This window comes from Enterobacter cloacae complex sp. P14RS, assembly GCF_014895895.1.
Lineage (GTDB): Bacteria > Pseudomonadota > Gammaproteobacteria > Enterobacterales > Enterobacteriaceae > Enterobacter > Enterobacter bugandensis.
The window spans coordinates 41,830-63,975 of the sequence record NZ_JADBQM010000021.1; the positions used below are offsets into that span (position 1 = coordinate 41,830).

20 protein-coding genes are annotated in these 22,146 nt (G+C 58.8%); 10 read left to right on the forward strand and 10 right to left on the reverse strand.

Annotated features, from left to right (window positions below; translation table 11 throughout):
• Positions 1 to 2 precede the first annotated feature (2 nt).
• From IM295_RS16310 to IM295_RS16340, 7 genes are all read left to right on the forward strand, one after another.
• Complete coding sequence (locus IM295_RS16310; protein ID WP_028013279.1) at positions 3 to 512, forward strand: GNAT family N-acetyltransferase; 510 nt, start codon at positions 3 to 5, stop codon at positions 510 to 512.
• Between the two features lie 9 nt (positions 513 to 521).
• The gene (locus tag IM295_RS16315) at positions 522 to 1,448 is read left to right on the forward strand and encodes an amino acid ABC transporter permease (RefSeq protein ID WP_028013278.1); all 927 of its coding nucleotides are present in this window, start codon (positions 522 to 524) and stop codon (positions 1,446 to 1,448) included.
• Positions 1,432 to 2,205 (forward strand): amino acid ABC transporter ATP-binding protein, encoded by a 774-nt coding sequence (locus tag IM295_RS16320; RefSeq protein ID WP_182033770.1) that lies wholly within the window; start codon positions 1,432 to 1,434, stop codon positions 2,203 to 2,205. Before IM295_RS16315 ends, IM295_RS16320 begins: the two co-directional genes overlap by 17 nt.
• Before the next feature lie 9 nt (positions 2,206 to 2,214).
• On the forward strand, positions 2,215 to 3,102 hold the full coding sequence (locus tag IM295_RS16325; protein WP_088205498.1) for an ABC transporter substrate-binding protein: 888 nt from the start codon (positions 2,215 to 2,217) through the stop codon (positions 3,100 to 3,102).
• A gap of 41 nt (positions 3,103 to 3,143) precedes the next feature.
• Complete coding sequence (locus IM295_RS16330; RefSeq protein ID WP_193066962.1) at positions 3,144 to 3,761, forward strand: glutathione S-transferase family protein; 618 nt, start codon at positions 3,144 to 3,146, stop codon at positions 3,759 to 3,761.
• A gap of 37 nt (positions 3,762 to 3,798) precedes the next feature.
• Positions 3,799 to 4,029 carry a tautomerase PptA gene (gene pptA, locus IM295_RS16335; protein ID WP_193066963.1) on the forward strand — a complete coding sequence of 77 codons (231 nt, stop codon included), beginning with the start codon at positions 3,799 to 3,801 and terminating at the stop codon, positions 4,027 to 4,029.
• A 192-nt stretch (positions 4,030 to 4,221) separates the two neighbouring features.
• Positions 4,222 to 5,223 (forward strand): Kdo(2)-lipid IV(A) acyltransferase, encoded by a 1,002-nt coding sequence (locus IM295_RS16340; protein ID WP_048999898.1) that lies wholly within the window; start codon positions 4,222 to 4,224, stop codon positions 5,221 to 5,223.
• A gap of 25 nt (positions 5,224 to 5,248) precedes the next feature.
• Here the strand turns inward: IM295_RS16340 and IM295_RS16345 are convergent, their stop codons facing one another.
• The gene (locus IM295_RS16345; protein WP_041909805.1) at positions 5,249 to 5,563 is read right to left on the reverse strand and encodes a helix-turn-helix transcriptional regulator; all 315 of its coding nucleotides are present in this window, start codon (positions 5,561 to 5,563) and stop codon (positions 5,249 to 5,251) included.
• Between the two features lie 160 nt (positions 5,564 to 5,723).
• Between IM295_RS16345 and fusA the strand changes: the two genes are divergently transcribed.
• Positions 5,724 to 7,823: an elongation factor G gene (fusA, locus tag IM295_RS16350; protein WP_088205496.1), complete on the forward strand. Its 2,100-nt coding sequence runs from the start codon at positions 5,724 to 5,726 to the stop codon at positions 7,821 to 7,823.
• Between the two features lie 443 nt (positions 7,824 to 8,266).
• Here fusA and IM295_RS16355 read toward each other — a convergent pair whose 3' ends face one another.
• On the reverse strand, positions 8,267 to 8,839 hold the full coding sequence (locus tag IM295_RS16355) for a flavin reductase family protein (protein WP_193066964.1): 573 nt from the start codon (positions 8,837 to 8,839) through the stop codon (positions 8,267 to 8,269).
• Positions 8,840 to 8,947: 108 nt separating this feature from the next.
• On the opposite strand from IM295_RS16355, the gene nhoA reads away from it, so the two are divergent.
• Entirely contained in the window at positions 8,948 to 9,793 is an 846-nt protein-coding gene (gene nhoA / locus IM295_RS16360; RefSeq protein WP_193066965.1) for an N-hydroxyarylamine O-acetyltransferase, read from the forward strand.
• Positions 9,794 to 9,871: 78 nt separating this feature from the next.
• On the opposite strand, the gene narI is transcribed toward nhoA, so the two are convergent.
• From narI to IM295_RS16390, 6 genes are all read right to left on the reverse strand, one after another.
• Entirely contained in the window at positions 9,872 to 10,552 is a 681-nt protein-coding gene (gene narI, locus IM295_RS16365) for a respiratory nitrate reductase subunit gamma (RefSeq protein WP_022648214.1), read from the reverse strand.
• Positions 10,549 to 11,244 (reverse strand): nitrate reductase molybdenum cofactor assembly chaperone, encoded by a 696-nt coding sequence (gene narW, locus IM295_RS16370; RefSeq protein ID WP_193066966.1) that lies wholly within the window; start codon positions 11,242 to 11,244, stop codon positions 10,549 to 10,551. The genes narI and narW overlap by 4 nt, the downstream gene beginning before the upstream one ends.
• Positions 11,244 to 12,788: a nitrate reductase subunit beta gene (narH, locus tag IM295_RS16375; RefSeq protein WP_041909817.1), complete on the reverse strand. Its 1,545-nt coding sequence runs from the start codon at positions 12,786 to 12,788 to the stop codon at positions 11,244 to 11,246. Before narH ends, narW begins: the two co-directional genes overlap by 1 nt.
• A complete protein-coding gene (locus tag IM295_RS16380; RefSeq protein WP_193066967.1) occupies positions 12,785 to 16,525 on the reverse strand; it encodes a nitrate reductase subunit alpha in 3,741 nt (1,246 codons plus the stop codon). Before IM295_RS16380 ends, narH begins: the two co-directional genes overlap by 4 nt.
• 67 nt (positions 16,526 to 16,592) lie before the next feature.
• Positions 16,593 to 17,978, reverse strand: a complete 1,386-nt coding sequence (locus IM295_RS16385; protein ID WP_193066968.1) for a NarK family nitrate/nitrite MFS transporter — start codon at positions 17,976 to 17,978, stop codon at positions 16,593 to 16,595.
• A 209-nt stretch (positions 17,979 to 18,187) separates the two neighbouring features.
• The gene (locus tag IM295_RS16390) at positions 18,188 to 18,763 is read right to left on the reverse strand and encodes a TetR family transcriptional regulator (protein ID WP_028013266.1); all 576 of its coding nucleotides are present in this window, start codon (positions 18,761 to 18,763) and stop codon (positions 18,188 to 18,190) included.
• Between the two features lie 117 nt (positions 18,764 to 18,880).
• Between IM295_RS16390 and IM295_RS16395 the strand changes: the two genes are divergently transcribed.
• Positions 18,881 to 20,368 carry an MFS transporter gene (locus IM295_RS16395; protein ID WP_063154196.1) on the forward strand — a complete coding sequence of 496 codons (1,488 nt, stop codon included), beginning with the start codon at positions 18,881 to 18,883 and terminating at the stop codon, positions 20,366 to 20,368.
• 66 nt (positions 20,369 to 20,434) lie between these two features.
• Here IM295_RS16395 and IM295_RS16400 read toward each other — a convergent pair whose 3' ends face one another.
• Both IM295_RS16400 and IM295_RS16405 read right to left on the reverse strand, forming a co-directional pair.
• On the reverse strand, positions 20,435 to 21,661 hold the full coding sequence (locus IM295_RS16400; protein WP_193066969.1) for a Zn-dependent hydrolase: 1,227 nt from the start codon (positions 21,659 to 21,661) through the stop codon (positions 20,435 to 20,437).
• Positions 21,658 to 22,140 carry an L-2-amino-thiazoline-4-carboxylic acid hydrolase gene (locus IM295_RS16405; RefSeq protein ID WP_028013263.1) on the reverse strand — a complete coding sequence of 161 codons (483 nt, stop codon included), beginning with the start codon at positions 22,138 to 22,140 and terminating at the stop codon, positions 21,658 to 21,660. The genes IM295_RS16400 and IM295_RS16405 overlap by 4 nt, the downstream gene beginning before the upstream one ends.
• Positions 22,141 to 22,146: the final 6 nt, after the last annotated feature.

Below are 22,146 nucleotides of genomic sequence, written 5' to 3' on the forward strand. Positions count from 1 at the left end.
CTATGCGTGAACAATTTCGTGACGTTTCACCGGAAGATGCCGAACTTCAGCCCATTATCGAGGGGCTGTTCGGTGAATATGCCGCCCGCTACGGTGATTACTTCTCTAAAGACGCGGAAGTGGAACTCACCGAGTGGTATTTAGCGCCGCAGGGGCTGTTTATCGTCCTGGAGCGTGACGGAAAAATCATCGCCACCGGTGCGTACAAACCCTTCGACGAACGCACTGCGGAAATCAAGCGCATCTGGACGGACAAAACCCTGCGTCAGCAGGGGCTTGCCGGACGCGTAGTGCAGGAGCTGGAGCGCAGGGCGGTGCTGGCAGGTTACAGCCAGATCTACCTGACAACCGGTTTTCGCCAGCCGGAAGCGGTCAGGCTCTATCTCAGCCAGGGCTACCAGCCACAGTTTGATCTGAACCGGGATCCGGAAGAGTACAGCCAGCCGCCGTTTGACGGTCGGCTGCGCTTCACTAAAACGCTGGTACGCGAAGCGTTCAGTAAAACCGCATGAGGAACGACGATGAGCAACGTTGAAACCATTAAGGTGGTCCCGGCGCGTTATCCGCTGCGGACCGTCGGCGCCGCGGTGGCGCTGTTTGTGCTGGCGGTCGTGATCCAGTCCGTCGCTTTCAACCCGCGCTGGGAGTGGGCGGTGTTTGCCCGCTGGTTCTTTGACCCGGTTATTCTCGAAGGCGTAGGGCAGACTCTGCTGCTTACCCTGATCGGTACCGCGCTGAGCGTGGTGTTGGGCGGCATGCTGGCGCTGGCGAGACTCTCCTCGTCATGGCTGCTGAGCAGCCTGGCGTGGGGCTATATCTGGCTGTTTCGCTCGCTGCCGCTGATCGTGGTGCTGATCATTCTCTACAACTTTTCCTATCTCTACGACACGCTCTCCCTCGGCGTGCCGTTCACCGGCATCACCTGGGGCAGCTTTGAAACCATCAACGTGCTCGGGCAGTTCTCCACCGCCGTGGTGGGGCTGACGCTGGTGCAGAGCGCCTACACCGCAGAGATTATTCGCGGGGGTTTCCTCGGGGTGGATCACGGCCAGTATGAAGCGGCCGCCGCGCTTGGCCTGCCGGCCTGGCGACGTACGGTGCGGATAATCCTGCCTCAGGCGTTGCGCACCATTCTGCCGTCCGGGTTCAATGAAATTATCAGCCTCGCCAAGGGAACGGCGATGGTCTACGTCCTGGCAATGCCGGAGCTGTTCTATACCATCCAGATGATCTACAACCGTACCCAGGAGGTGATCCCGTTGCTGATGGTCGGTGCCGCCTGGTATCTGGTGATTACCACCGTCTTGTCCGCTATCCAGTACGGTGTTGAACGCGCACTCGCCCGCAGCGAACGCCGCTCTGCGGTTAATCAGAACCGTGCCGCCCGTCGCACCCGTTCCGTCACCACCACGCCAGCACAGGAGCCTATCCATGCAAGCCTCTCCTGAAGGACATATCTCGATTACCGGTGTCAGCAAGTTTTTTGGTCGCCATAAGGCGCTCGACAACGTTTCGCTTGAGATCCCGCCCGGTTCCGTGACGGTCATTCTCGGGCCCTCAGGCTCGGGCAAATCGACGCTGCTGCGCACCATTAACCATCTGGAGCGCGTCGACGAAGGCTTTATTCAGATCGACGGGGACTACATTGGCTACCGTCGTCAGGGCGACAAGCTCTATGAGCTGAAGGAGAAAGAGATCCTCAAGCAGCGCGTCAACGTGGGCTATGTGTTTCAGAACTTCAATCTCTTTCCTCACCTCACGGTGCTGGAAAACCTGATTGAGGCGCCCATCGCGCATAAGAAGCTCAGCAAAAAAGAGGCGGTGGAAAGAGCGTACAGCCTGCTGGATGTGGTCGGGCTGCGGGATAAGGCCGATGCCTGGTCTCGCCATCTCTCCGGCGGGCAGCAGCAGCGCATTGCGATTGCCCGCGCGCTGGCGCTACGCCCCCGCGTGATGCTGTTTGATGAACCTACCTCGGCGCTGGATCCGGAGCTGGTGGGAGAGGTGCTGGACGTGATCAAAAAACTGGCCCGGTCCGGCACTACGCTGGTGGTGGTCACCCACGAGATCGGCTTTGCCCGCGAGGTGGCGGATCAGGTGGTGTTTATGGTCGACGGGAAAATCGTGGAGCAGGGCAGCAGCGACGCGGTATTGAACCGTCCGTCGCATGCGCGAACGCGCCAGTTCCTGTCAAAAGTGCTGTAAGGAGCGCAGATGAAATACGGACTTCTGGCGGGGCTGGTCTTCACAACGGCAAGCCACGCCAGCATCGATCTGAAAGCCAACGAGCAGCCGCTGCCGGTGACGGTGGATCGGCAGGCCGTGGCGAAGATCCCCGCCGGTTATAAATTCGTTGAGCCGGGTACGCTGACGGTCGCCGTCTCGATGCTGAACTCCCCGCCGCTGGCGCTGCTGGCCAGCGATAACCGCACGCGGATTGGCAGCGACCCGGATATCGCCCGCCTGCTGGCGGGCAGCCTGGGGCTGAAGCTAAAGCTGGTGCCAACGGCGTGGGAAGACTGGCCGCTGGGGATCGCCTCCGGGCGCTACGACGTGGCGCTGGTGAACATTGCGGTGACCGAACAGCGTAAAGAGAAGTTTGATTTTGCGACCTACCGCGTCGATTCGCTGGCGTTTTCGGTGAAGTCCACCAGCGAGATTCAATCAATCAAAAGCGCGGAAGATCTGGCCGGGAAAAAGGTGATTGTCGGCTCGGGCACCAATCAGGAGCGCATCCTGCTGGGCTGGAACGAAGAGAATAAAAAGGCGGGGCGAGCGCCTGCGCTGCCGGTCTATCTCCACGACGATGCCTCGGGCAATCTCTATATCCAGTCCGGCAGGGCGGACGTGTTCTTTGGCCCTCAGTCGGTTTCAGCTTACAAAGCGGCGCTCACCGGCAAAACCCGCGTGGTCGGTTTAGGTCCGAAAAAAGCTTATGTCGCCACCACGACCAAAAAAGGCAATGGGCTGGTGTACGCGCTGCAGGCCGCGCTGAACGGGGCGATTGAGCGCGGAGAGTACCAGAAAGTGCTGGCGCGCTGGGGCGAACAGGGCGAAGCGGTGGCGCAATCGGAGGTCAACCCGCCTGGGATAACCTACTAATGGTGCTCTACACTTAGGATTTTCACTCCTGAGGGGGCAACATGATGAAACTCTATGGCGTACCCGGCTGGGGCTCGGCAATCAGTGAAGTGATGCTGACCCTGGCCGATATCCCTTATCAATTTGTGAACGTTGACGGGTTTGACCAGCCCGGCCCGCAGCGTGAACTGCTGCAAAAACTCAACCCGCTGTGCCAGGTGCCGACGCTGGAGCTGGAAAATGGCGCCATCATGACCGAAACGGCGTCGATTGCCCTGATGGTGCTCGACCGTTGTCCCGATCTCGCTCCACCCGTGGGGCAGGCTGAGCGTCAGCAGTTTCAGCGTCTGCTTATCTGGTTCGTGGCGAACGTCTATCCCACCTTTACCTATGCCGATTATCCCGAACGCTGGGTGCCTGATGCGCCGGAACAGCTGCAGAAAAACTGCATTGAGTACCGGAAATCCCTCTATCTGTGGTTTGAAAATCAGCTTAAGGCCGCGCCGTTTGCGCTGGGTGAACGGCTGACGCTGCTGGATGTGTATATTGCGGTGGCGCGCACCTGGGGGCCTCGCCATGAGTGGTTTGCGACAAATACGCCGAAGCTTACGGCGATTGCGGATACCGTGTGTCAGCTGCCGGAACTGCACAAGGTGTTAAAGGCAAACAACATTATCTGATAACGTGGATTGCTCACACATAACAGGAAGCCTGCATATGCCACACGTAGATATCAAATGTTTTCCCCGCGATCTTAACGACGAGCAAAAAAACGCGCTGGCGGCAGATATCGCCGAGGTGATAATTCGCCATTTCAACAGCAAAGACGGTTCAGTATCGGTGGCGTTGAACCAGGTAAACCCGGAAGACTGGAAGGCGCAGGTCTGGGATACCGAAATCGGACCGAAGCAGGACGAGTTGATTAAAAAGCCCGGGTATTCAATGTAATCTTTCGCCGGGTGAGGTCATCGTCTTACCCGGTTTCTCCTGCCGCTTACGCCTTCTTTTCGCAAAAAACGATAAAAATAAGTTTTATCTGATCCGTTACACTTAACGTTCACGACCGACATTTCATCAATCCTTAGGAAAGATCGACAACAGAATCAATTAAGGACAGTCACATTAAAGGATAATTTTCTCATGACAAAATTACCCCGGTTTTCACCTGCTTTTTTCCACCCGCGATACTGGCTAAGCTGGACAGGCATCGCCGCCCTGTGGCTTATCATGCTGCTGCCTTACCCGCTGTTGTTCAAACTCGGACACGCTCTGGGCCGGTTAGCCATGCGCCTTTTACCGCGCCGTGTCGAGATTGCCCGCCGCAACCTGGAGCTTTGCTTTCCGCAGATGGAAGCAGAAGCGCGTGAATCTTTGCTGCAGCGAAATTTTGAATCCGTGGGAATGGGGGTTATCGAAACCGGCATGGCGTGGTTCTGGCCTGAATGGCGGGTGCGTAAATGCTTTACCGTGCGCGGTTACGAACATATGGAGCAGGCCAGGGCGCAGGGAAAGGGCGTGGTGCTGGTTGGCATGCATTTTCTGACGCTTGAGCTGGGCGCGCGGATATTTGGCATGCTTAACCCCGGTATTGGGGTTTATCGTCCCAACAATAATGCGCTCCTGGACTGGCTACAAACGCGCGGTCGTCTGCGTTCGAATAAAACCATGCTGGATCGTCATGATTTAAAAGGCATGATCCGTGCCCTGAAGCAGAATGAAATTCTCTGGTACGCGCCGGATCATGACTATGGCAAAGCCAACAGCGTGTTTGCGCCATTCTTCGCCGTCCCGGATGCCGCCACGACGGCGGGCAGCTATATGCTGGTCAAAAGCGCGAAACCTGCCGTTATTCCGTTTGTGCCGCGCCGCAGAGAGGACGGTACAGGGTACGAGCTGATTATTCTTGAAGATATCAGCGCGTCATTGCAGGGTGCGGATAAAGAGTCTGTTGCAACCCAGATGAACCGGGCGATCGAGCGCGCGGTGCTGATGGCGCCGGAGCAGTATATGTGGCTGCACCGTCGCTTCAAGACGCGTCCTGAGGGCGTGCCGGACAGATATGCCCCTAAAAAAATCTCCGCGCCCCCTCGGGCTGGCTTAACCGACGATGAATTCTCGCAGCAGTCGGGCATGCAGCACTAAAACGCCACGCAAAAGGCTGCTGGAGCTAGTTTCCGGCAGCGCTTTTGGCCTTTAGCAGTATTTCCATCAGCCCGGGAAAACGGGCATCCAGATCCTCCCGACGCAGTGAAATCATATTTTCTCGTCCCTGCGGACGCTGCCAGATGACCCCACTGTCGCGCAACACGCGCCAGTGGTGGGTCATCGTGGACTTCACCACATCTTCCGGGCGCAGTGCGTTACAGCTGAGTTCGCTGCCATCGGCGAGCCGGCGAATAATCGATAGCCGGAGCGGGTTGCCGAGGGCAAACAGCACATTTTCCAGCAGTATTTGTTCAGTTTCAGGGTGATTAGGGATCATCGTTTTCCTGCGCGTGATGTCAGATTGAGCTATATCAACAATAGGTCAACCCTTAAAAAATAGTTCGATAATACTCGTACAATAGGACTATTATAGCAAACGAACCAATGCACGACCATCCCGGTCGTCACAAACACGTCATAGTGACTAAGGAAATATCATGCCCCGACCCATTCCTCTCGAACGTTATCGCAACATCGGTATCTCCGCGCATATCGATGCCGGTAAAACCACCACCACTGAGCGCATCCTGTTTTATACCGGGATGAGCCACAAGCTGGGTGAAGTACACGATGGCGCGGCAACCACCGACTGGATGGCGCAGGAGCAAGAGCGCGGGATCACCATTACGTCCGCGGCGGTCAGCTGCTTCTGGCCAGGCATGGACAGAGGCTTTGAGCCGCACCGGATCAACATCATCGACACCCCGGGGCACGTGGACTTCACCATTGAGGTGGAGCGTTCCATGCGCGTGCTCGACGGCGCGGTGATGGTGTATGACTCCGTGGGTGGCGTGCAGCCGCAGTCGGAAACCGTCTGGCGTCAGGCCAATAAATATCACGTACCGCGTCTGGCCTTCGTCAACAAAATGGACCGTCCGGGTGCCGATTTCTTTCGCGTCGTGCGGATGATGCAGGAGCGCCTGAAGGCCAATCCGGTGCCGATTGTCATCCCGGTGGGTGCCGAAGATCATTTCACCGGCGTGGTGGATCTCATCAAGATGCGCACCATTCTGTGGGACGATGCGACGCAGGGTATGGTGTTTACCTATGCCCCCGTGCCGGACGATTTAGTCAGTACCGCCCAGGAGTGGCGGGAAAAAATGGTCTCCGCGGCGGCGGAAGCCAGCGATGAACTGATGGACAAATACCTGGAAACGGGCGACCTGACGGAGGCGGAAATTATCCAGGGGCTGCGCATTCGCACCATCTCGGGCGAAATCCAGCCGATGCTGTGCGGCAGCGCCTTTAAAAACAAAGGTGTGCAGCGCATGCTGGATGCGGTGATTGAGCTGATGCCGTCCCCGCTGGACGTGCCGGCCATTGATGGCGTGGATGAAAAAGGGCAGCACGCGGAGCGTCATCCGAGTGATGATGAGCCGTTCTCGGCGCTGGCGTTCAAGCTGATGAGCGACCCGTACGTCGGGCAGCTGACCTTTATTCGGGTCTACTCTGGCGTGCTGCGCAAAGGCGACGCGGTCTATAACCCGGTGAAAGAGAAGAAAGAGCGCATCGGGCGCATCGTGCTGATGCATGCCAACGATCGCCATGAGGTGGACGAACTGCGCGCGGGCGATATCGCGGCCTGCGTGGGGCTGAAGGACGTGACCACCGGTGACACGCTCACCGATCCGAACGCCGTCATTACGCTTGAGCGCATGGAGTTCCCGGATCCGGTGATCTCGCTGGCGATTGAGCCGAAAACCAAAGGCGATCAGGAGAAAATGGGCATTGCGCTGCAGCGTCTGGCGGCGGAAGACCCGTCTTTCCGCCTGCACACTGACGAGGAGTCCGGTCAGACCATTATCTCCGGGATGGGTGAGCTACACCTCGAGATTATCGTCGACCGCATGAAGCGTGAGTTTGGCGTCGAGGCGAATATCGGTCGTCCGCAGGTAACCTACCGCGAAACCCTGCGCAAAGCGGTGAAGGATATCGAAGGCAAATTTGTCCGGCAGTCTGGCGGTAAAGGGCAGTACGGTCATGTGGTCCTGAGCCTGGAGCCGCTGGAGCCCGGAAGTGGTTTCGTATTTGAAGATGCCACCAAGGGCGGCGTGGTGCCGCGCGAGTATATCCCGTCCGTGGAGAAAGGGCTGCGGGAAGCGATGAACAGCGGCGTGCTGGCGGGCTATCCGGTCGTCGATGTTAAGGCGACGCTGACGTTTGGCTCGTATCACGACGTCGACTCCTCGGAGATGGCGTTCCGTATGGCGGCGATCCTCGGCTTCAAGGAGGGCGCTCGCAGGGCGGATCCGGTAATTCTTGAGCCGATCATGCACGTGGAGGTGGAAACGCCGGAAGAGTACGCCGGGAACATCATGGGCGATCTCTCTTCCCGCCGCGGCATGGTGCAGGGAATGGCGGAGCAGTACGGAAGCCAGATTATCCGCGCCGATGTGCCGCTGGCCGAGATGTTTGGCTACGCCACCACGCTGCGCTCGATGTCCCAGGGACGCGCGACGTACACGATGGAGTTCCATCATTTTGCGGAGGCACCGCGGAATGTTGCGGATGAGATTATTGCGCGGCGTGCGAAGTGATACGGTCGGTTTCCTACAAATAATGCCTGCACGGACAACCCCTCTCCCTTGAGGGAGAGGGCTGGGGTGAGGGGGAACATACTACACTCGTGGTCATTCCGTTCACTTTATGCTCCTTGCTACTCTGTAACGACAATACCTGTGAACGTGCCAGGGCGGCTCAATCGCCGCCGCCCTGGCAACCCGGGCTCCCGGCGGTAAATCGCCGCTTCGCGGTGCCCTCAGCTTATTCCTTCAGGCTATCGGGTCGGGCATGAGCCTGCATCCCTGCAGGCCACGCCCTCTCGGCGCATCCCTGCGCCTCGCCCCGGCCTTACGGAAACGCTTCGGCGATTTACAGCCGGACCAGGGCGTCGCTGAAAGCCTACAGCCATCATGAAAGCAACTTTATTGCTTCTGCTTAAAATTACTGGGCATGCCTCAGCCCATAGAGGAAGGTTATCTCAATCCAGCGCCTTCACCATCTTCCCGCTCGCCACAAATGTCCCAGCCCCTAGATGATGCAGTGTATTCAGTTTATCCCCGTCAAACTGCCAGCGTCCGGCAATAAACGCGCGCTCATCGGCTGCCGCTGAAACCACTTCTCCAAACAGCGTGTCGTATTTCTCTGCCGCAGAGGTGACGGGAAGTAATCGGCACTCCATCCACGCCAGACATTTTTCTTCAATCACCGGCAGCCCGAGCTCAGGGCCGTTCACGACCGGGATCCCGTAGCAGTTGAATTTGTCCTCGTCGCGCCCGCTGACGCTGCCGACAGCGTATGTCCAGTTAGCTGCCGCCACGCCGGGGATGACGATGCCAAACTTCCCGCTGTGCTCAATCAGCTCACGTGACCAGGTACTTTTATCCACCACAATCGCGATGCGCGGCGGTTCAAACTCAACGGGCATGGACCACGCGGCGGCCATCACGTTGCGTCTGTCGAGGTTTTCATCCCGACTGGTAATAAGCACGGTAGGGCCGTGGTTCAGCAGACGGCTGGCATGACGTAATTCAACAGGGCGAAAGTGGCTCATAGGATCTCCTCATCTGTAACGATGAGTATGACGAAAAAGCACGTAAATCAAAGTGAGTGCGTAAAATTAGTTTATAAACAGAACATCACAATCAAAGGAAAATGATGTATGTCCCCCTTTCTGACTGACTATTTTGCCCGCATTCGGTGGGCGCAACCGACACGGGTTGATATAGACACCCTGCGCGCGCTGCATTTACACCACAACTGTGCGATCTCGTTCGAAAATATTGATGTCGTCCTGCCGCGCGAAATCCATCTTGACGATCAATGTCTGGTCGACAAGCTGGTGACGGCGCGACGCGGAGGATATTGCTTTGAGCAAAACGGCCTTTTCGAGCGCGTGTTGCGTGAAGTCGGGTTTAACGTGCGCAGCGTGCTGGGACGCGTGGTATTAGCGAGCCCGCCGCAAATGCCGCCGCGCACGCACCGCCTGCTGCTGGTTGAGCTGAACGGCGAGCGCTGGATTGCCGACGTGGGGTTTGGTGGACAGACGCTGACGGCGCCGATTCGCCTGCTCGCCAACGAGGAACAGGAAACCCCGCACGGCATGTACCGTCTTCTGAGCGAGGGTAACGACTGGGTATTACAGTTCCGTCACCACGAGCACTGGCAGTCGATGTACCACTTTGACCTGACGACGCAGTATTTCAGCGATTACGTGATGGGGAACTTCTGGTCGGCGCACTGGCCGCAGTCCCATTTTCGTCATCATCTACTGATGTGTCGCCACCTGCCGGACGGCGGCAAGCTGACGCTGACTAACTTCAACTTTACCCACTGGCAGAACGGTCACGTGGAGGAGCAGATCCATTTGCCGGATGCGGAGGCGCTGTATAAGCTGATGCAGGAGCGGTTTGGCCTTGGCGTTGATGATCCGAAGCACGGCTTTACACTGGCCGAGCTGACGGCAGTGATGGCGGGGTTTGATACGCATCCGCAGGCAGGGAAATAGCCCGGTGGCGGCTACGCCTTACCGGGCCTACGGGAGTGTGAGCGTAGGTCGGGTAAGGCGTAGCCGCACCCGACAAAATCAACGGCGCGATCTCACCACCTGATACCGACGGGTAAAATATTCAAACGGCGCGCTCCACACGTGTACCAGACGGGTGAACGGGAAGATGAGGAAGATCGTCATCCCCAGCACCAGATGCACGCGGAAGATCGGCGCGACGCCGCTCAACATCTCCGACGAGCCCCCCTTAAACGTTACGATCCCCTGCGCCCAGCCGACCAGTTTCATCATCTCGCTTCCGTCAGGATATTGCGCGGAGAAAGGAATGGTCGACAGCCCCAGGATGCACTGAAGCAGCAGGATACTCATGATGATAATATCCGGCGTGGTGGACGTGGCGCGTACCCGCTGGTTGAAGAGGCGGCGGATCAGCAGCATTGACCCACCAATCAGCGTCAGTACGCCGCAAATGCCTCCCGCAATCATGGCCAGCTGCTGTTTAACCGCGACGGGTAAAAACCAGGCGTACATCCAGTGCGGGGTTAACATGCCGAACAGGTGCCCGAAGAAGATCCCCAGAATCCCGATATGAAACAGGTTAGAGGCCCAGTTCATCCCGCGCTTGCTGAGCATCTGGCTCGATGAGGCCCGCCAGGTGTATTGCCCGTAGTCGTAGCGCAGCCAACTGCCGAGGAAAAAAACGGTAGCACAGATATACGGGTAAATGTCATAGAAAAACACGTTCAGGTAGTGCGTCATTTTGGGCCTCCGGCGCTGACGTCCACGTACTGCGGCGCGACGTCCTGGCTAAAGCGTCGTTGATATTGCTGCATCGGCGAACTGTCGCACGATGTGGCGTTGTCTTCGATAAACTTCACCTGTTCCTCTTCCCACACGGCGTCCAGTGCCTGACGGGTATCATCCCGTTTTTCACCGGACACCTGCTTCGCCACGCTGTCGCTGGAAAGCCGCGTACCGGCCATCGTCAGCAGGGCGTCAAACAGCTGATAATGCGCCACGCCGCGCTGCTTGAGGCGACCACCAATCAGCGCCAGGATCGGCGCGACGTTTCGCAGACCTTCACGCGCCTCGTCGTCGGTGACGAGGCTGAGGTATTCCAGGTAGAGCGGCAGATAGTCGGGCAGCTCGCGACAGTCCAGCTCCAGCCCGGCTTTCTCATACTGGCTCATTAGATCGACCATCGCCTGACCGCGATCGCGGGACTCGGCGTGAACGTGCTCGAACAGCAGCAGCGACGTCGCGCGACCGCGCTCAAACACCTCGCACCATTCGGCTTGCTTATCCAGCAGCGGGGCGTTCAGATGCTGCCGGGCAAACGGCAGCAGCATGGGCGCGTCCTGCTCAACCAGGGAAAGCGCCTCATCGCGGTTTTCCCACAGCAGCTCATCGGGATACTCAATCAGCAGCGCGATGATTTTAAGGATCTGCATTATTCTCCCTCCCCGTGTTCGCGCACCTCGGTGATGTTAATCGCGTCGATGCGGCTGCTGTTGAAGAGGTTGAATTTGGTGTCGGAGCCGTGGCAGCCGTCGCCAAAGGTGAAGCCGCAGCCGTTTTTCTCCGGGAAGGCGTCGCGCGCCATTTCGCGGTGGCTGGTCGGGATCACGAAGCGGTCTTCGTAGTTAGCGATGGCGAGATAGCGGTACATCTCTTCAACCTGCGCTTCGGTCAGGCCCACTTCCTCAATGGCGCGGGTATCGGTCACGCCTTCCACGGTCTGGGAGCGTTTATAGTGACGCATCGCCATCATGCGCTTCAGGGCGCGCAGCACCGGGCCGGTATCGCCCGCGCTGAGCATGTTTGCCAGGTACTGCACTGGAATGCGCAGGCTTTCCACGGCAGGCAGGACGCCGTCACTCTGCGGCAGGCCGCCCGCATCCGCGTAGGACTGAATCGGCGACAGCGGCGGCACGTACCAGACCATCGGCAGGGTGCGATATTCCGGATGCAGCGGCAGGGCCAGCTTCCAGTCCATCGCCATCTTGTAGACCGGCGAACGCTGGGCGGCGTCAATCACGTTCTGCGGAATGCCTTGCTTCAGCGCTTCCTCAATCACCGCCGGATCGTTCGGGTTAAGGAACACGTCGCACTGGCGCTCGTACAGATCGGTTTCATGCTCGGTGCTGGCGGCCTCTTCAATACGGTCCGCGTCGTAGAGCAGCACGCCGAGATAACGGATGCGTCCGACGCAGGTTTCCGAGCAGACAGTCGGCTGGCCGGACTCAATGCGCGGGTAGCAGAAGATGCATTTTTCTGACTTGCCGCTTTTCCAGTTGAAGTAAATTTTCTTGTACGGGCAGCCGCTGATGCACAGGCGCCAGCCGCGACATTTATCCTGGTCGATCAGCACAATGCCGTCCTCTTCGCGCTTGTAAATCGCGCCGCTCGGGCAGGTGGCCACACAGCTCGGGTTGAGGCAGTGCTCGCACAGGCGCGGCAGATACATCATGAAGGTGTTTTCAAACTGGCCGTACATCTCCTTCTGGATCTTCTGGAAGTTGCGGTCGCGGGCGCGTTTTTCAAACTCGCCCCCCAGCAGCTCTTCCCAGTTGGGGCCCCAGACGATTTTGTCCATCCGCTTGCCGTCGATCAGCGAGCGGGGGCGGGCGGTAGGGAGATGCTCCCCCTCCGGCGCGCGGTGCAGATCCTGATAGTCAAAGGTGAAGGGTTCGTAATAATCGTCAATCTGCGGCAGGACGGGGTTGGCGAAAATCTTCGACAGCACGCCCATTTTGCCGCCGAGGCGCGGCGTCAGCTTGCCGTGTATGCCGCGGATCCAGCCGCCTTGCCACTCCTCCTGATCTTCCCAGTTTTTCGGGTAGCCAATCCCCGGTTTGGTCTCCACGTTGTTAAACCACGCATACTCCATCCCTTCGCGCCCGGTCCAGACGTTCTTGCAGGTGACCGAGCAGGTATGGCAGCCGATGCATTTATCGAGATTCAGAACCATGCCAACCTGTGAGCGTATTTTCATTTTTTCGCCTCCTGTACCTGATCCCGACCTTCGCCATCCAGCCAGTTAATGTTTTTCATTTTGCGGATCATGATGAACTCGTCGCGGTTCGAGCCGACCGTGCCGTAATAGTTGAAGCTGTACGCCAGCTGGGCATAGCCGCCGATCATGTGCGTCGGTTTTGGGCAGACGCGGGTGACCGAGTTGTGGATCCCGCCGCGCCGTCCGGTCACTTCTGACCCCGGAATGTTCAGGATGCGCTCCTGGGCGTGGTACATCATGGTCATGCCTGGCGGCACGCGCTGGCTGACCACCGCGCGGGCGGTGAGGGCGCCGTTGGCGTTGAAGGCTTCGATCCAGTCGTTGTCCTCTATGCCCAGCTCGCGGGCGTCGGTTTCGCTGATCCAGACGATGGGCCCACCGCGCGACAGGGTCTGCATCAGCAGGTTTTCGCTGTAGGTGGAGTGGATGCCCCATTTCTGGTGCGGCGTCAGGAAGTTCAGCGCTTTTTCCGGGAAGCCGTTCGGCGGGATCTCGCGCATGTGGGTCACGCTGCGGGTATCAATCGGTGGGCGATAGGCCACCAGGCTCTCCCCGAAGGCGCGCATCCACGGATGATCCTGATACAGCTGCTGGCGGCCCGAAAGGGTGCGCCACGGGATCAGCTCGTGGACGTTGGTATAGCCCGCGTTATAGGAGACGTGCTCGCTCTCAAGGCCGGACCACGTCGGGCTGGAGATGATTTTGCGCGGCTGCGCCTGAATGTCGCGGAAGCGGATTTTCTCATCTTCCTTGTTCAGCGCCAGATGGGTGTGGTCGCGCCCGGTCAGTTCCCCGAGCGCTTCCCAGGCCTTCACCGCCACCTGTCCATTAGTTTCCGGGGCGAGGGCGAGAATCACCTCCGAGGCGTCAATGGCGGTTTCAATGCGCGGGCGGCCTTTCGCCGGGCCGTCGAGCTTGACGTAGTTCAGCTTGCCGAGGAAATCGACCTCGTTCTGCGTGTTCCACGAAATGCCTTTCCCGCCGTTGCCGAGCTTGTCCATCAGCGGGCCGAGGGCGGTGAAGCGTTCGTAAGTTTCCGGGTAGTTACGCTCGACCACGGCAATGTTCGGCGCCGTTTTGCCGGGGATCAGGTCACATTCCCCTTTGCGCCAGTCCTGAATATCAAACGGCTGCGACAGCTCCGCCGGGGAGTCATGCTGCAGCGGCTGGAGCACCACGTCGGTTTCTGTGCCCAGATGGCCAACGCACACCTCGGAGAAGACTTTGGCGATGCCTTTGTAGATCTCCCAGTCGCTGCGCGATTCCCACGCCGGGTCAACGGCGGCGGAAAGCGGATGAATAAACGGGTGCATGTCCGAGGTATTCATGTCGTCCTTTTCATACCAGGTGGCGGTCGGCAGGACGATATCGGAGAACAGGCAGGTGCTGGACATGCGGAAATCAAGCGTCACCAGCAGGTCGAGTTTGCCCTCGATGGCGGCGGTTTGCCACTCCACCTCTTCAGGCTTCACGTCGTCCGTTGAGCCTAAATCTTCCCCCTGAATGCCGCTCTCGGTGCCGAGCAGGTATTTCAGCATGTACTCGTGGCCTTTCCCGGACGAGCCGAGCAGGTTAGAGCGCCAGACGAACAGGTTGCGCGGGTGGTTCTTGCCGTTGTCCGGCTGTTCGCAGGCGAAGCGGATATCGCCCGATTTCAACGCCTGAACGGTGTACTCCTGCGGCGTCATGCCCGCCGCGTCCGCACGAGCCTTGACGTGCAGCGGGTTGAGGTTGAGCTGCGGGGCCGACGGCAGCCAGCCCATGCGCTCGGCGCGAACGTTAAAGTCGATCAGATGTCCGGTGAACTTCGACGCGTCCGCCAGCGGGGAGAGCAGCTCCTGCGCGGTGAGCTTCTCGTAGCGCCACTGGCTGGCGTGGTTGTAGAAGAACGAGGTGCTGTTCATCTGGCGCGGCGGGCGGTTCCAGTCCAGCGCGAAGGCCAGCGGCAGCCAGCCGGTTTGCGGGCGCAGCTTCTCCTGGCCGACATAGTGGGACCAGCCGCCGCCGCTCTGCCCGACGCAGCCGCAGAAGACCAGCATATTGATCATCCCGCGGTAGTTCATGTCCATGTGGTACCAGTGGTTCACCCCGGCACCCAGAATGATCATCGAGCGACCGTGCGTTTTGTGCGCCGTGTCGGCGAACTCGCGGGCAGTTTTTACGATCAGGTACGCGGGCACGCCGGTGATCTGCTCGCCCCAGGCGGGCGTGTAGGCTTTGATCTGGTCATAGCTGTCTGCAGCGTTACTGTCTTCCAGGCCGCGATCGAGACCGTAGTTAGCCAGCACTAGATCGTAAACGCTGACCACTCGCTTCTCGCTGCCGTCGGCGAGCGTCAGGGTTTTGCTCGGCACGCGGCGCGTCAGCACCGGCTCCTGCTTCACGCTGCGAAAATGCGGGTTTTCGTTGCCGCCAAAGTAGGGGAAGGCGACGTCCGCCACGCTGTCGTGGGTAATCAGCAGAGAGAGTGTGAGTTCTGTTTCATGGCCCGCAGCCTGAGGCTCCAGGTTCCATTTGCCTTTTCCCCCCCAGCGGAAGCCGATCGAGCCGTTTGGCACCACCAGGTTACCGGCAATATCGAAGGCGACGGTCTTCCACTCTGGGTTATTGGCTTCCCCCAGCCCGTCGACAAGGTCCGAGGCGCGCAGCATACGCCCAGGCACCACGCGACCGTCAACCTGCTCGTCCAGCAGTACGAGCATCGGCATGTCGGTGTAGCGGCGGCAGTAGTTAAGGAAGTAATCGCTCGGGTTATCGAGGTGGAACTCTTTGAGGATGACGTGGCCCATCGCCATGGCGAGGGCGCTGTCGGTGCCCTGTTTGGGGGCCAGCCACTGGTCGCTGAGCTTGGCGACCTCCGAAAAGTCCGGCGTAATCGCAACGGTCTTGGTGCCTTTGTAGCGCACCTCGGTAAAGAAGTGGGCGTCCGGAGTACGCGTCTGCGGCACGTTCGAGCCCCAGGCAATGATATAGCTGGAGTTGTACCAGTCGGCGGACTCCGGCACGTCGGTCTGCTCGCCCCAGGTCATCGGCGACGCCGGCGGCAGGTCGCAGTACCAGTCGTAGAAGCTCAGGCAGGTGCCGCCCAGCAGGGAGAGATAGCGCGTTCCGGCGGCGTAGGAGACCATCGACATCGCCGGAATAGGCGAAAAACCGGCCACGCGGTCCGGGCCGTAGTTTTTGATGGTCCAGACGTTAGCGGCGGCGATCAGCTGGTTCAGCTCTTTCCAGTTTGAGCGGATAAACCCGCCTTTACCCCGCGCCTTCCTGTAGCTTTGCGCCTTTTGCGGATCGTTCTGGATGGCATCCCAGGCCTGCACCGGATCGGTATGCTGCGCCAGCGCTTCGCGCCAGAGTTCAATCAGCCTGCGGCGCACCAGCGGGTACTTAAGGCGGTTGGCGCTGTAGAGGTACCAGGAGTAGCTTGCGCCTCGCGGGCAGCCGCGCGGCTCGTGATTGGGCAGGTCAGGGCGGGTGCGGGGGTAGTCGGTCTGCTGGGTTTCCCAGGTCACCAGGCCGTTTTTGACATAAATCTTCCAGCTACAGGAGCCGGTACAGTTTACCCCGTGGGTGGATCGCACAATCTTGTCGAACTGCCAGCGCTGGCGGTAGCTGTCCTCCCAATCGCGGTTGGTGTGATACACCTGCCCGTGCCCATCGGCGAAACTGTCGCCTTTTGTTTTGAAGTAACGGAAGCGGTCCAGCAGTTTGCTCATGACATTTCTCCTGCTTCGATAGCATGGCCGGAGTGCGATGCATCACGCTCCGGCGAAGATGTAGTTTTTATTTTTTTGAGGATTTACGGCCATACACCAGCCAGGTGACGAACACGCAGACGATGTAAAACACGAGGAAGACCTTCATGGCCCCAACCGGCGAACCGGTCATTGCCAGCGATGTGCCGAACGCCTTAGGGATAAAGAACCCGCCAACGGCACCGATGGCGGAGATAAAGCCCAGCGCGGCGGCGGTCTCCGTCACCGCTTCATGCTGCGCCTGTTCGTCCGTGCCGCCCTGCTTTTTGACGCGGTCGAGGGTGATTTGGCGAAAGATAATCGCGATCATCTGGAAGGTCGAACCGCTGCCCAGCCCGGCGGTGAGGAACAGGCCCATAAAGACCAGGTAGAAGGCGATAAAGCTGCCGGAGCCAGAGCCGGGGAGCGTCAGGAAGATCAGGGCGCTGAAGATAGCCATAAAGACGAAGTTAATCAGCGTGACGCGCACGCCGCCCAGCCTGTCAGAGACCATCCCGCCCGCCGAACGCGCCAGCGCGCCGATCAGGGGGCCAAAGAAAGCGAGGTGCAGGATGTTCACGTCCGGGAACTGAGTTTTCGACAGCATGGCAAAGCCCGCCGAGAAGCCGATAAACGAGCCGAAGGTAGCAAGATAAAGCAGGCTCAGCAGCCAGAGGTGAAAGCGCTTCAGTACCGGCAGCTGGCTGGCGATAGAGGCTTTAGAGCTGGCGATATCGTTCATGCCAAAAAACGCCGCAAGGGTTGCCAGCAGCAGCAGCGGCGCCCAGACCCAGGCCGCATTGGCCAGCCACATCGTTGAGCCGTCTTCCTGCGGTACGCCGTGCACGCCGAGGAAGGTAAACATTGGCAGGAAAATTACCAGCGGAGCAAACAGCTGCATCACGCTGACGCCCAGATTTCCCAACCCGCCGTTGATGCCCAGCGCGCTGCCCTGTCTGGCCTTCGGGAAGAAGAAGCTGATGTTACCCATGCTGGAGGCAAAGTTGGCCCCGGCAAAACCGCAGAGCAGGGCAATCACGATAAAGACCCAGTAAGGTGTCGCGGTGTCCTGAATGGCTATCCCCAGCCAGACGCAGGGGATAATCAGGATAACGGTGCTCAATACCGTCCAGTAGCGTCCGCCAAATATTGGCACCATAAACGAGTAGGGGACGCGCAATATCGCGCCAGAGAGTGAAGGTAATGCCGTTAGCATAAAAAGCTGATCGGTGGTGAAATTAAATCCGACTTTATTCAGATTGACCGCAACGGCGCTAAATAACATCCACACGCAAAACGCTAATAGCAGGCAAGCTACAGAAATCCATAGGTTTCTTCGTGCGATATGTTTTCCTTTATTCTCCCAAAATTGCGCGTTTTCAGGTTTCCAGTTACTCAACAGATGGGGATTACTTTTATCACTTTGTTGCGGCATATCGCCCTCTTGCTTACCATGTTTGAGAGAAAAATGAAGTAAAAACAAAAAGATAATTAAAGAAGTGTAATTAGTTTTTTGGGATGCTTTGGGATACATCTGAAAGGATAGATAAAAAAGCGACCCCCCGAGATTAGAATGAAAATAAGGGCTCGCTTAATGTGTTACTAATTGTAACGTTTTGCGTAATTTATACTCCGGAAGGAGTATTAAAACAATTCCAGTGTGATAAGTTTGTCGAGATGTTTATTAAATGCCGCATCGTCCATTTCAGGCATATTTAATACGGTGATCCCATCCAGGCCACAAACCAGCCCTATTAAACGCCAGGCGATATTTTCCGCCCGATCGGTAAGCGTGAACGCGTTGGCATCAGCCCCGGCGCGGATAATCGCCACGGTTTCCTGATGCCACATCTCCATGGTCAGGACATAAGCCGCTTTGATCTCGGGATCACGGCTGGCAAGAATTTGGGCTTCCCGCCAAAGGCGAATGTAAGGTTCAAGCCCACCGTCGTCACTGCCGAGCATGCTGTGCAACCGTTCCCGCCAGCCGGCGTTTTCACCCACCACGTCGGCATCCAGCAGCTCGCGGATCACGCGCACAAACGCCAGCGATTTTAACTCGCCGCCGGAGGCAAAGTGGTGGTGGACCTGCCCGGTCGCGACGCCCGCTTCTGCGGCAATGCGCCGTACCGTCATGGCTGCCAGCCCCTCGGCCAGCGCCACGCGCATCGCGGCCTGTAAGATCGCTTCCCGCCGCTCTTCCTTGCTCAAATAGCGCATTTTCTCTCTACTCTCAATAAGACCGAAACGAGTGTAACAAAAAGCTGGACAGTCGTTCAACTTTACGTAGGATCGGATTCTGGACATGTGTCCATGTTTAAAATGAAAAGGAAATTTATGTTTCGTCAGTGGTTAGCGTTAGTAATTATCGTGCTGGTGTACATCCCGGTGGCGATTGACGCGACGGTGCTGCACGTGGCGGCGCCGACATTGAGCATGACGCTGGGTGCCAGCGGAAACGAATTGTTGTGGATCATTGATATTTACTCGCTGGTGATGGCGGGGATGGTGCTGCCGATGGGTGCCCTGGGTGACCGCATTGGCTTTAAACGCTTGCTAATGATCGGCAGCACGCTGTTTGGCCTGTCGTCCCTGGCGGCCGCGTTTGCACCGTCGGCAGGGTGGCTGATAGCGGCGCGCGCCTCGCTGGCGATCGGTGCGGCAATGATCATTCCGGCTACGCTTGCGGGGATCCGCACGCTGTTTACCGACGCGAAAGATCGCAACATCGCGCTCGGCGTCTGGGCGGCAGTGGGTTCCGGCGGGGCGGCGTTTGGTCCGCTGATTGGCGGTATGTTGCTCGAGCATTTTTACTGGGGATCGGTGTTTTTAATCAACGTGCCGATTGTGCTGGTAGTGGTGTCGCTGGCCGCGCGTTTTGTGCCCCGTCAGCAGGGCCGACCGGAGCAGCCGCTGAATATCAGTCATGCCATCATGCTGATTGTGGCGATTTTGCTGCTGGTCTACAGTGCCAAAACCGCGCTAAAAGGCGTCCTGTCGCCGTGGCTGGTTGCCTCCGCGCTGGTGACCGGCTCGGTGCTGCTGTTTATTTTCGTGCGTATTCAGCTTCGCGCCCGCATTCCGATGATCGATATGCGCCTGTTCTGCCATCGCATCATTCTGAGCGGCGTGGTCATGGCGATGACCGCCATGATTGCCCTGGTCGGGTTTGAGCTGCTGATGGCGCAGGAGCTACAGTTTGTCCACGGCTTTACGCCGTTCGAGGCGGGCATGTTTATGCTCCCGGTGATGGTGGCAAGCGGATTCAGCGGGCCGATTGCCGGTGTGCTGGTGGGCCGCCTGGGGCTGCGCATTGTCGCTGCCGGGGGGATGGGGCTTAGCGCTGTCAGCTTCATCGGCCTGTCGATGCTTGATTTCAGCACGCAGCAGTGGCAGGCGTGGGGGCTGATGGTTCTGCTTGGCTTTAGCGCCGCAAGCGCGCTGCTGGCCTCGACCTCCGCCATTATGGCTGCCGCGCCGAAGGAGAAAGCCGCTGCGGCAGGGGCGATTGAAACCATGTCCTATGAACTGGGCGCCGGACTGGGGATCGCTATTTTTGGTCTGCTGTTGACCCGCAGCTTCTCGGCGTCCATTGACCTGCCGCAGGGGCTGAATGCCTCGCTCGTCGATAAAGCCTCGTCATCCATTGGTGAAGCGATGAAGGTGGCGCAGGAGCTGACGCCGTCCCTCGCGGAGCCGGTGATTGAGGCGGCGAAAAGTGCGTTTATTACCTCCCACAGCGTGGCGCTGGGGAGTGCGGGCGGAATGCTGCTGTTGCTGGCAGTGGGGATCTGGTTTAGCCTGGCGAAGGTGCCGAAGCCGTAAAACACGCCCGGTGGCGCTGCGCTTACCGGGCCTACGGGCGCGGTTGTCCGAGCCGCGCCACCCGGTTTATTTTTCCTGGGCCGCGGACAGGACGCTGTGCAACAGCACGTTCGCTCCTTTCTCCGACCACTCCGGCAGGATCCTTTCCGCTTCGTTATGGCTGATGCCCTTCACGCAGGGGATAAAAATCATGCTGGCAGGGGCAATCTTGCTGACATAGCAGGCGTCATGTCCCGCCCCCGAGACCATCGGTTTCGCCGAGTAGCCCAGTTCCGCCACGGCCTTCTCCGTGCGGGCCAGACATTCGGCATCAAAAGCGATGGGGGCGTAGTCAAAAATGCGCTCAACGATAGCCGCCACGCCGCGCAGGCTCAGGCTTTCAGCCACCTTATGCAGCGCCGCCTCCATGGCTTCCAGTGCCGTCAGCACCGGATGGCGAAACTCCACGCTGCAGACCACCCGAGACGGGACGACGTTGCGCGAGTTTGGCGTAACCTGCGCCATACCGATGGTCGCACGTCCGTCCGGCGCGTGCCGATAGCCAATCTCCTCCACCTTCAGCGCCAGCTCCGAGAACGCGGTCAGCGCGTCGCGTCGGCTGTGCATCGGCGTGGTGCCCGCGTGGGCGGCAAACCCGTCCAGCGTCAGGGTAAACCAGCGCTGGCCCATTGCCGCGCGGACTAACCCGATATCCAGGGCTTCATCTTCCAGAATCGGGCCCTGTTCGATGTGCAGCTCGTAGCAGGCGTGAACCGGAAACGCGCGGGCAGGGGCTTCACCCCGGTAGCCGATGCTTTCCAGCGCTTCACCCACGCTGATACCGTCGCTATCCGCGCGGGCATGGGCGTACGCTTCGCTAAATTGCCCCGTCCAGACCCCTGAAGCGAGCATGGCTGGCGCAAAGCGCGCGCCTTCTTCGTTGGTCCAGTTGACCAGCACGATGTCACGCTCCGTCTCAAGCTGATGGTCATTGAGGGTGCGCAGCAGCTCCAGCCCGGCCAGCACGCCGTAAACCCCATCGTAGTTCCCTCCCAGCGGCTGGGTATCCACGTGCGAACCGGTCATGACCGGCGCAAGGTGCGGGTTTTTCCCCGCGCGGCGGATAAACATATTGCCCATGCTGTCGACGTCACAGGTAAAACCGGCGTCCAGCGCCCAGTCGCGCAGCAGGTTACGCGCAACACGATCCTCCTCGCTCAGTGCCAGACGGGTGACGCCACCGGCGGGCGTGCCGCCGATCTGCGCCATCATCTCAAGCGTTGACCACAGCCGTTCGGCATTGACGCGGATCATGGCTTGTCCTTACCGCTGCGGTAGCGGAAATCACAGCACGCACCGCCCTGCATAATGGTCGTGGTGCGGGTTAGCTCTACGTCCGGCGCATAGCCAACGATGAATTTCTCATCGCGCGCGCAGGAGAGCAGATGACCAATCTCGCCCAGCCCCATCTCGTGGTACATCTCCGCGTAGCGACAGCGGGTTACGTTGTAGTTGTACTGCTGGTCGTCAGCGTCGATCACCTTCACGTCCAGGGCGTTATCTTTCTCCCACAGATACTGCAGGGCGATAAAGCTCTTGATGTTCGCGCCGTTGGGTTCTTTGCTGGCAAACCCTTTACCAGCATCAATCGCGGCCTGCTCAATGGCCTCGCCAATCACCGCCTGGGCGCGGGCTTTCCCTATCTCGCGCACCAGGATTTCATAAATTGGCTTAATAATTTCAGCTTCAATTTTGCGGCGGGCGAGAATGCCCAGCTCATTATTATCACTCATCACATT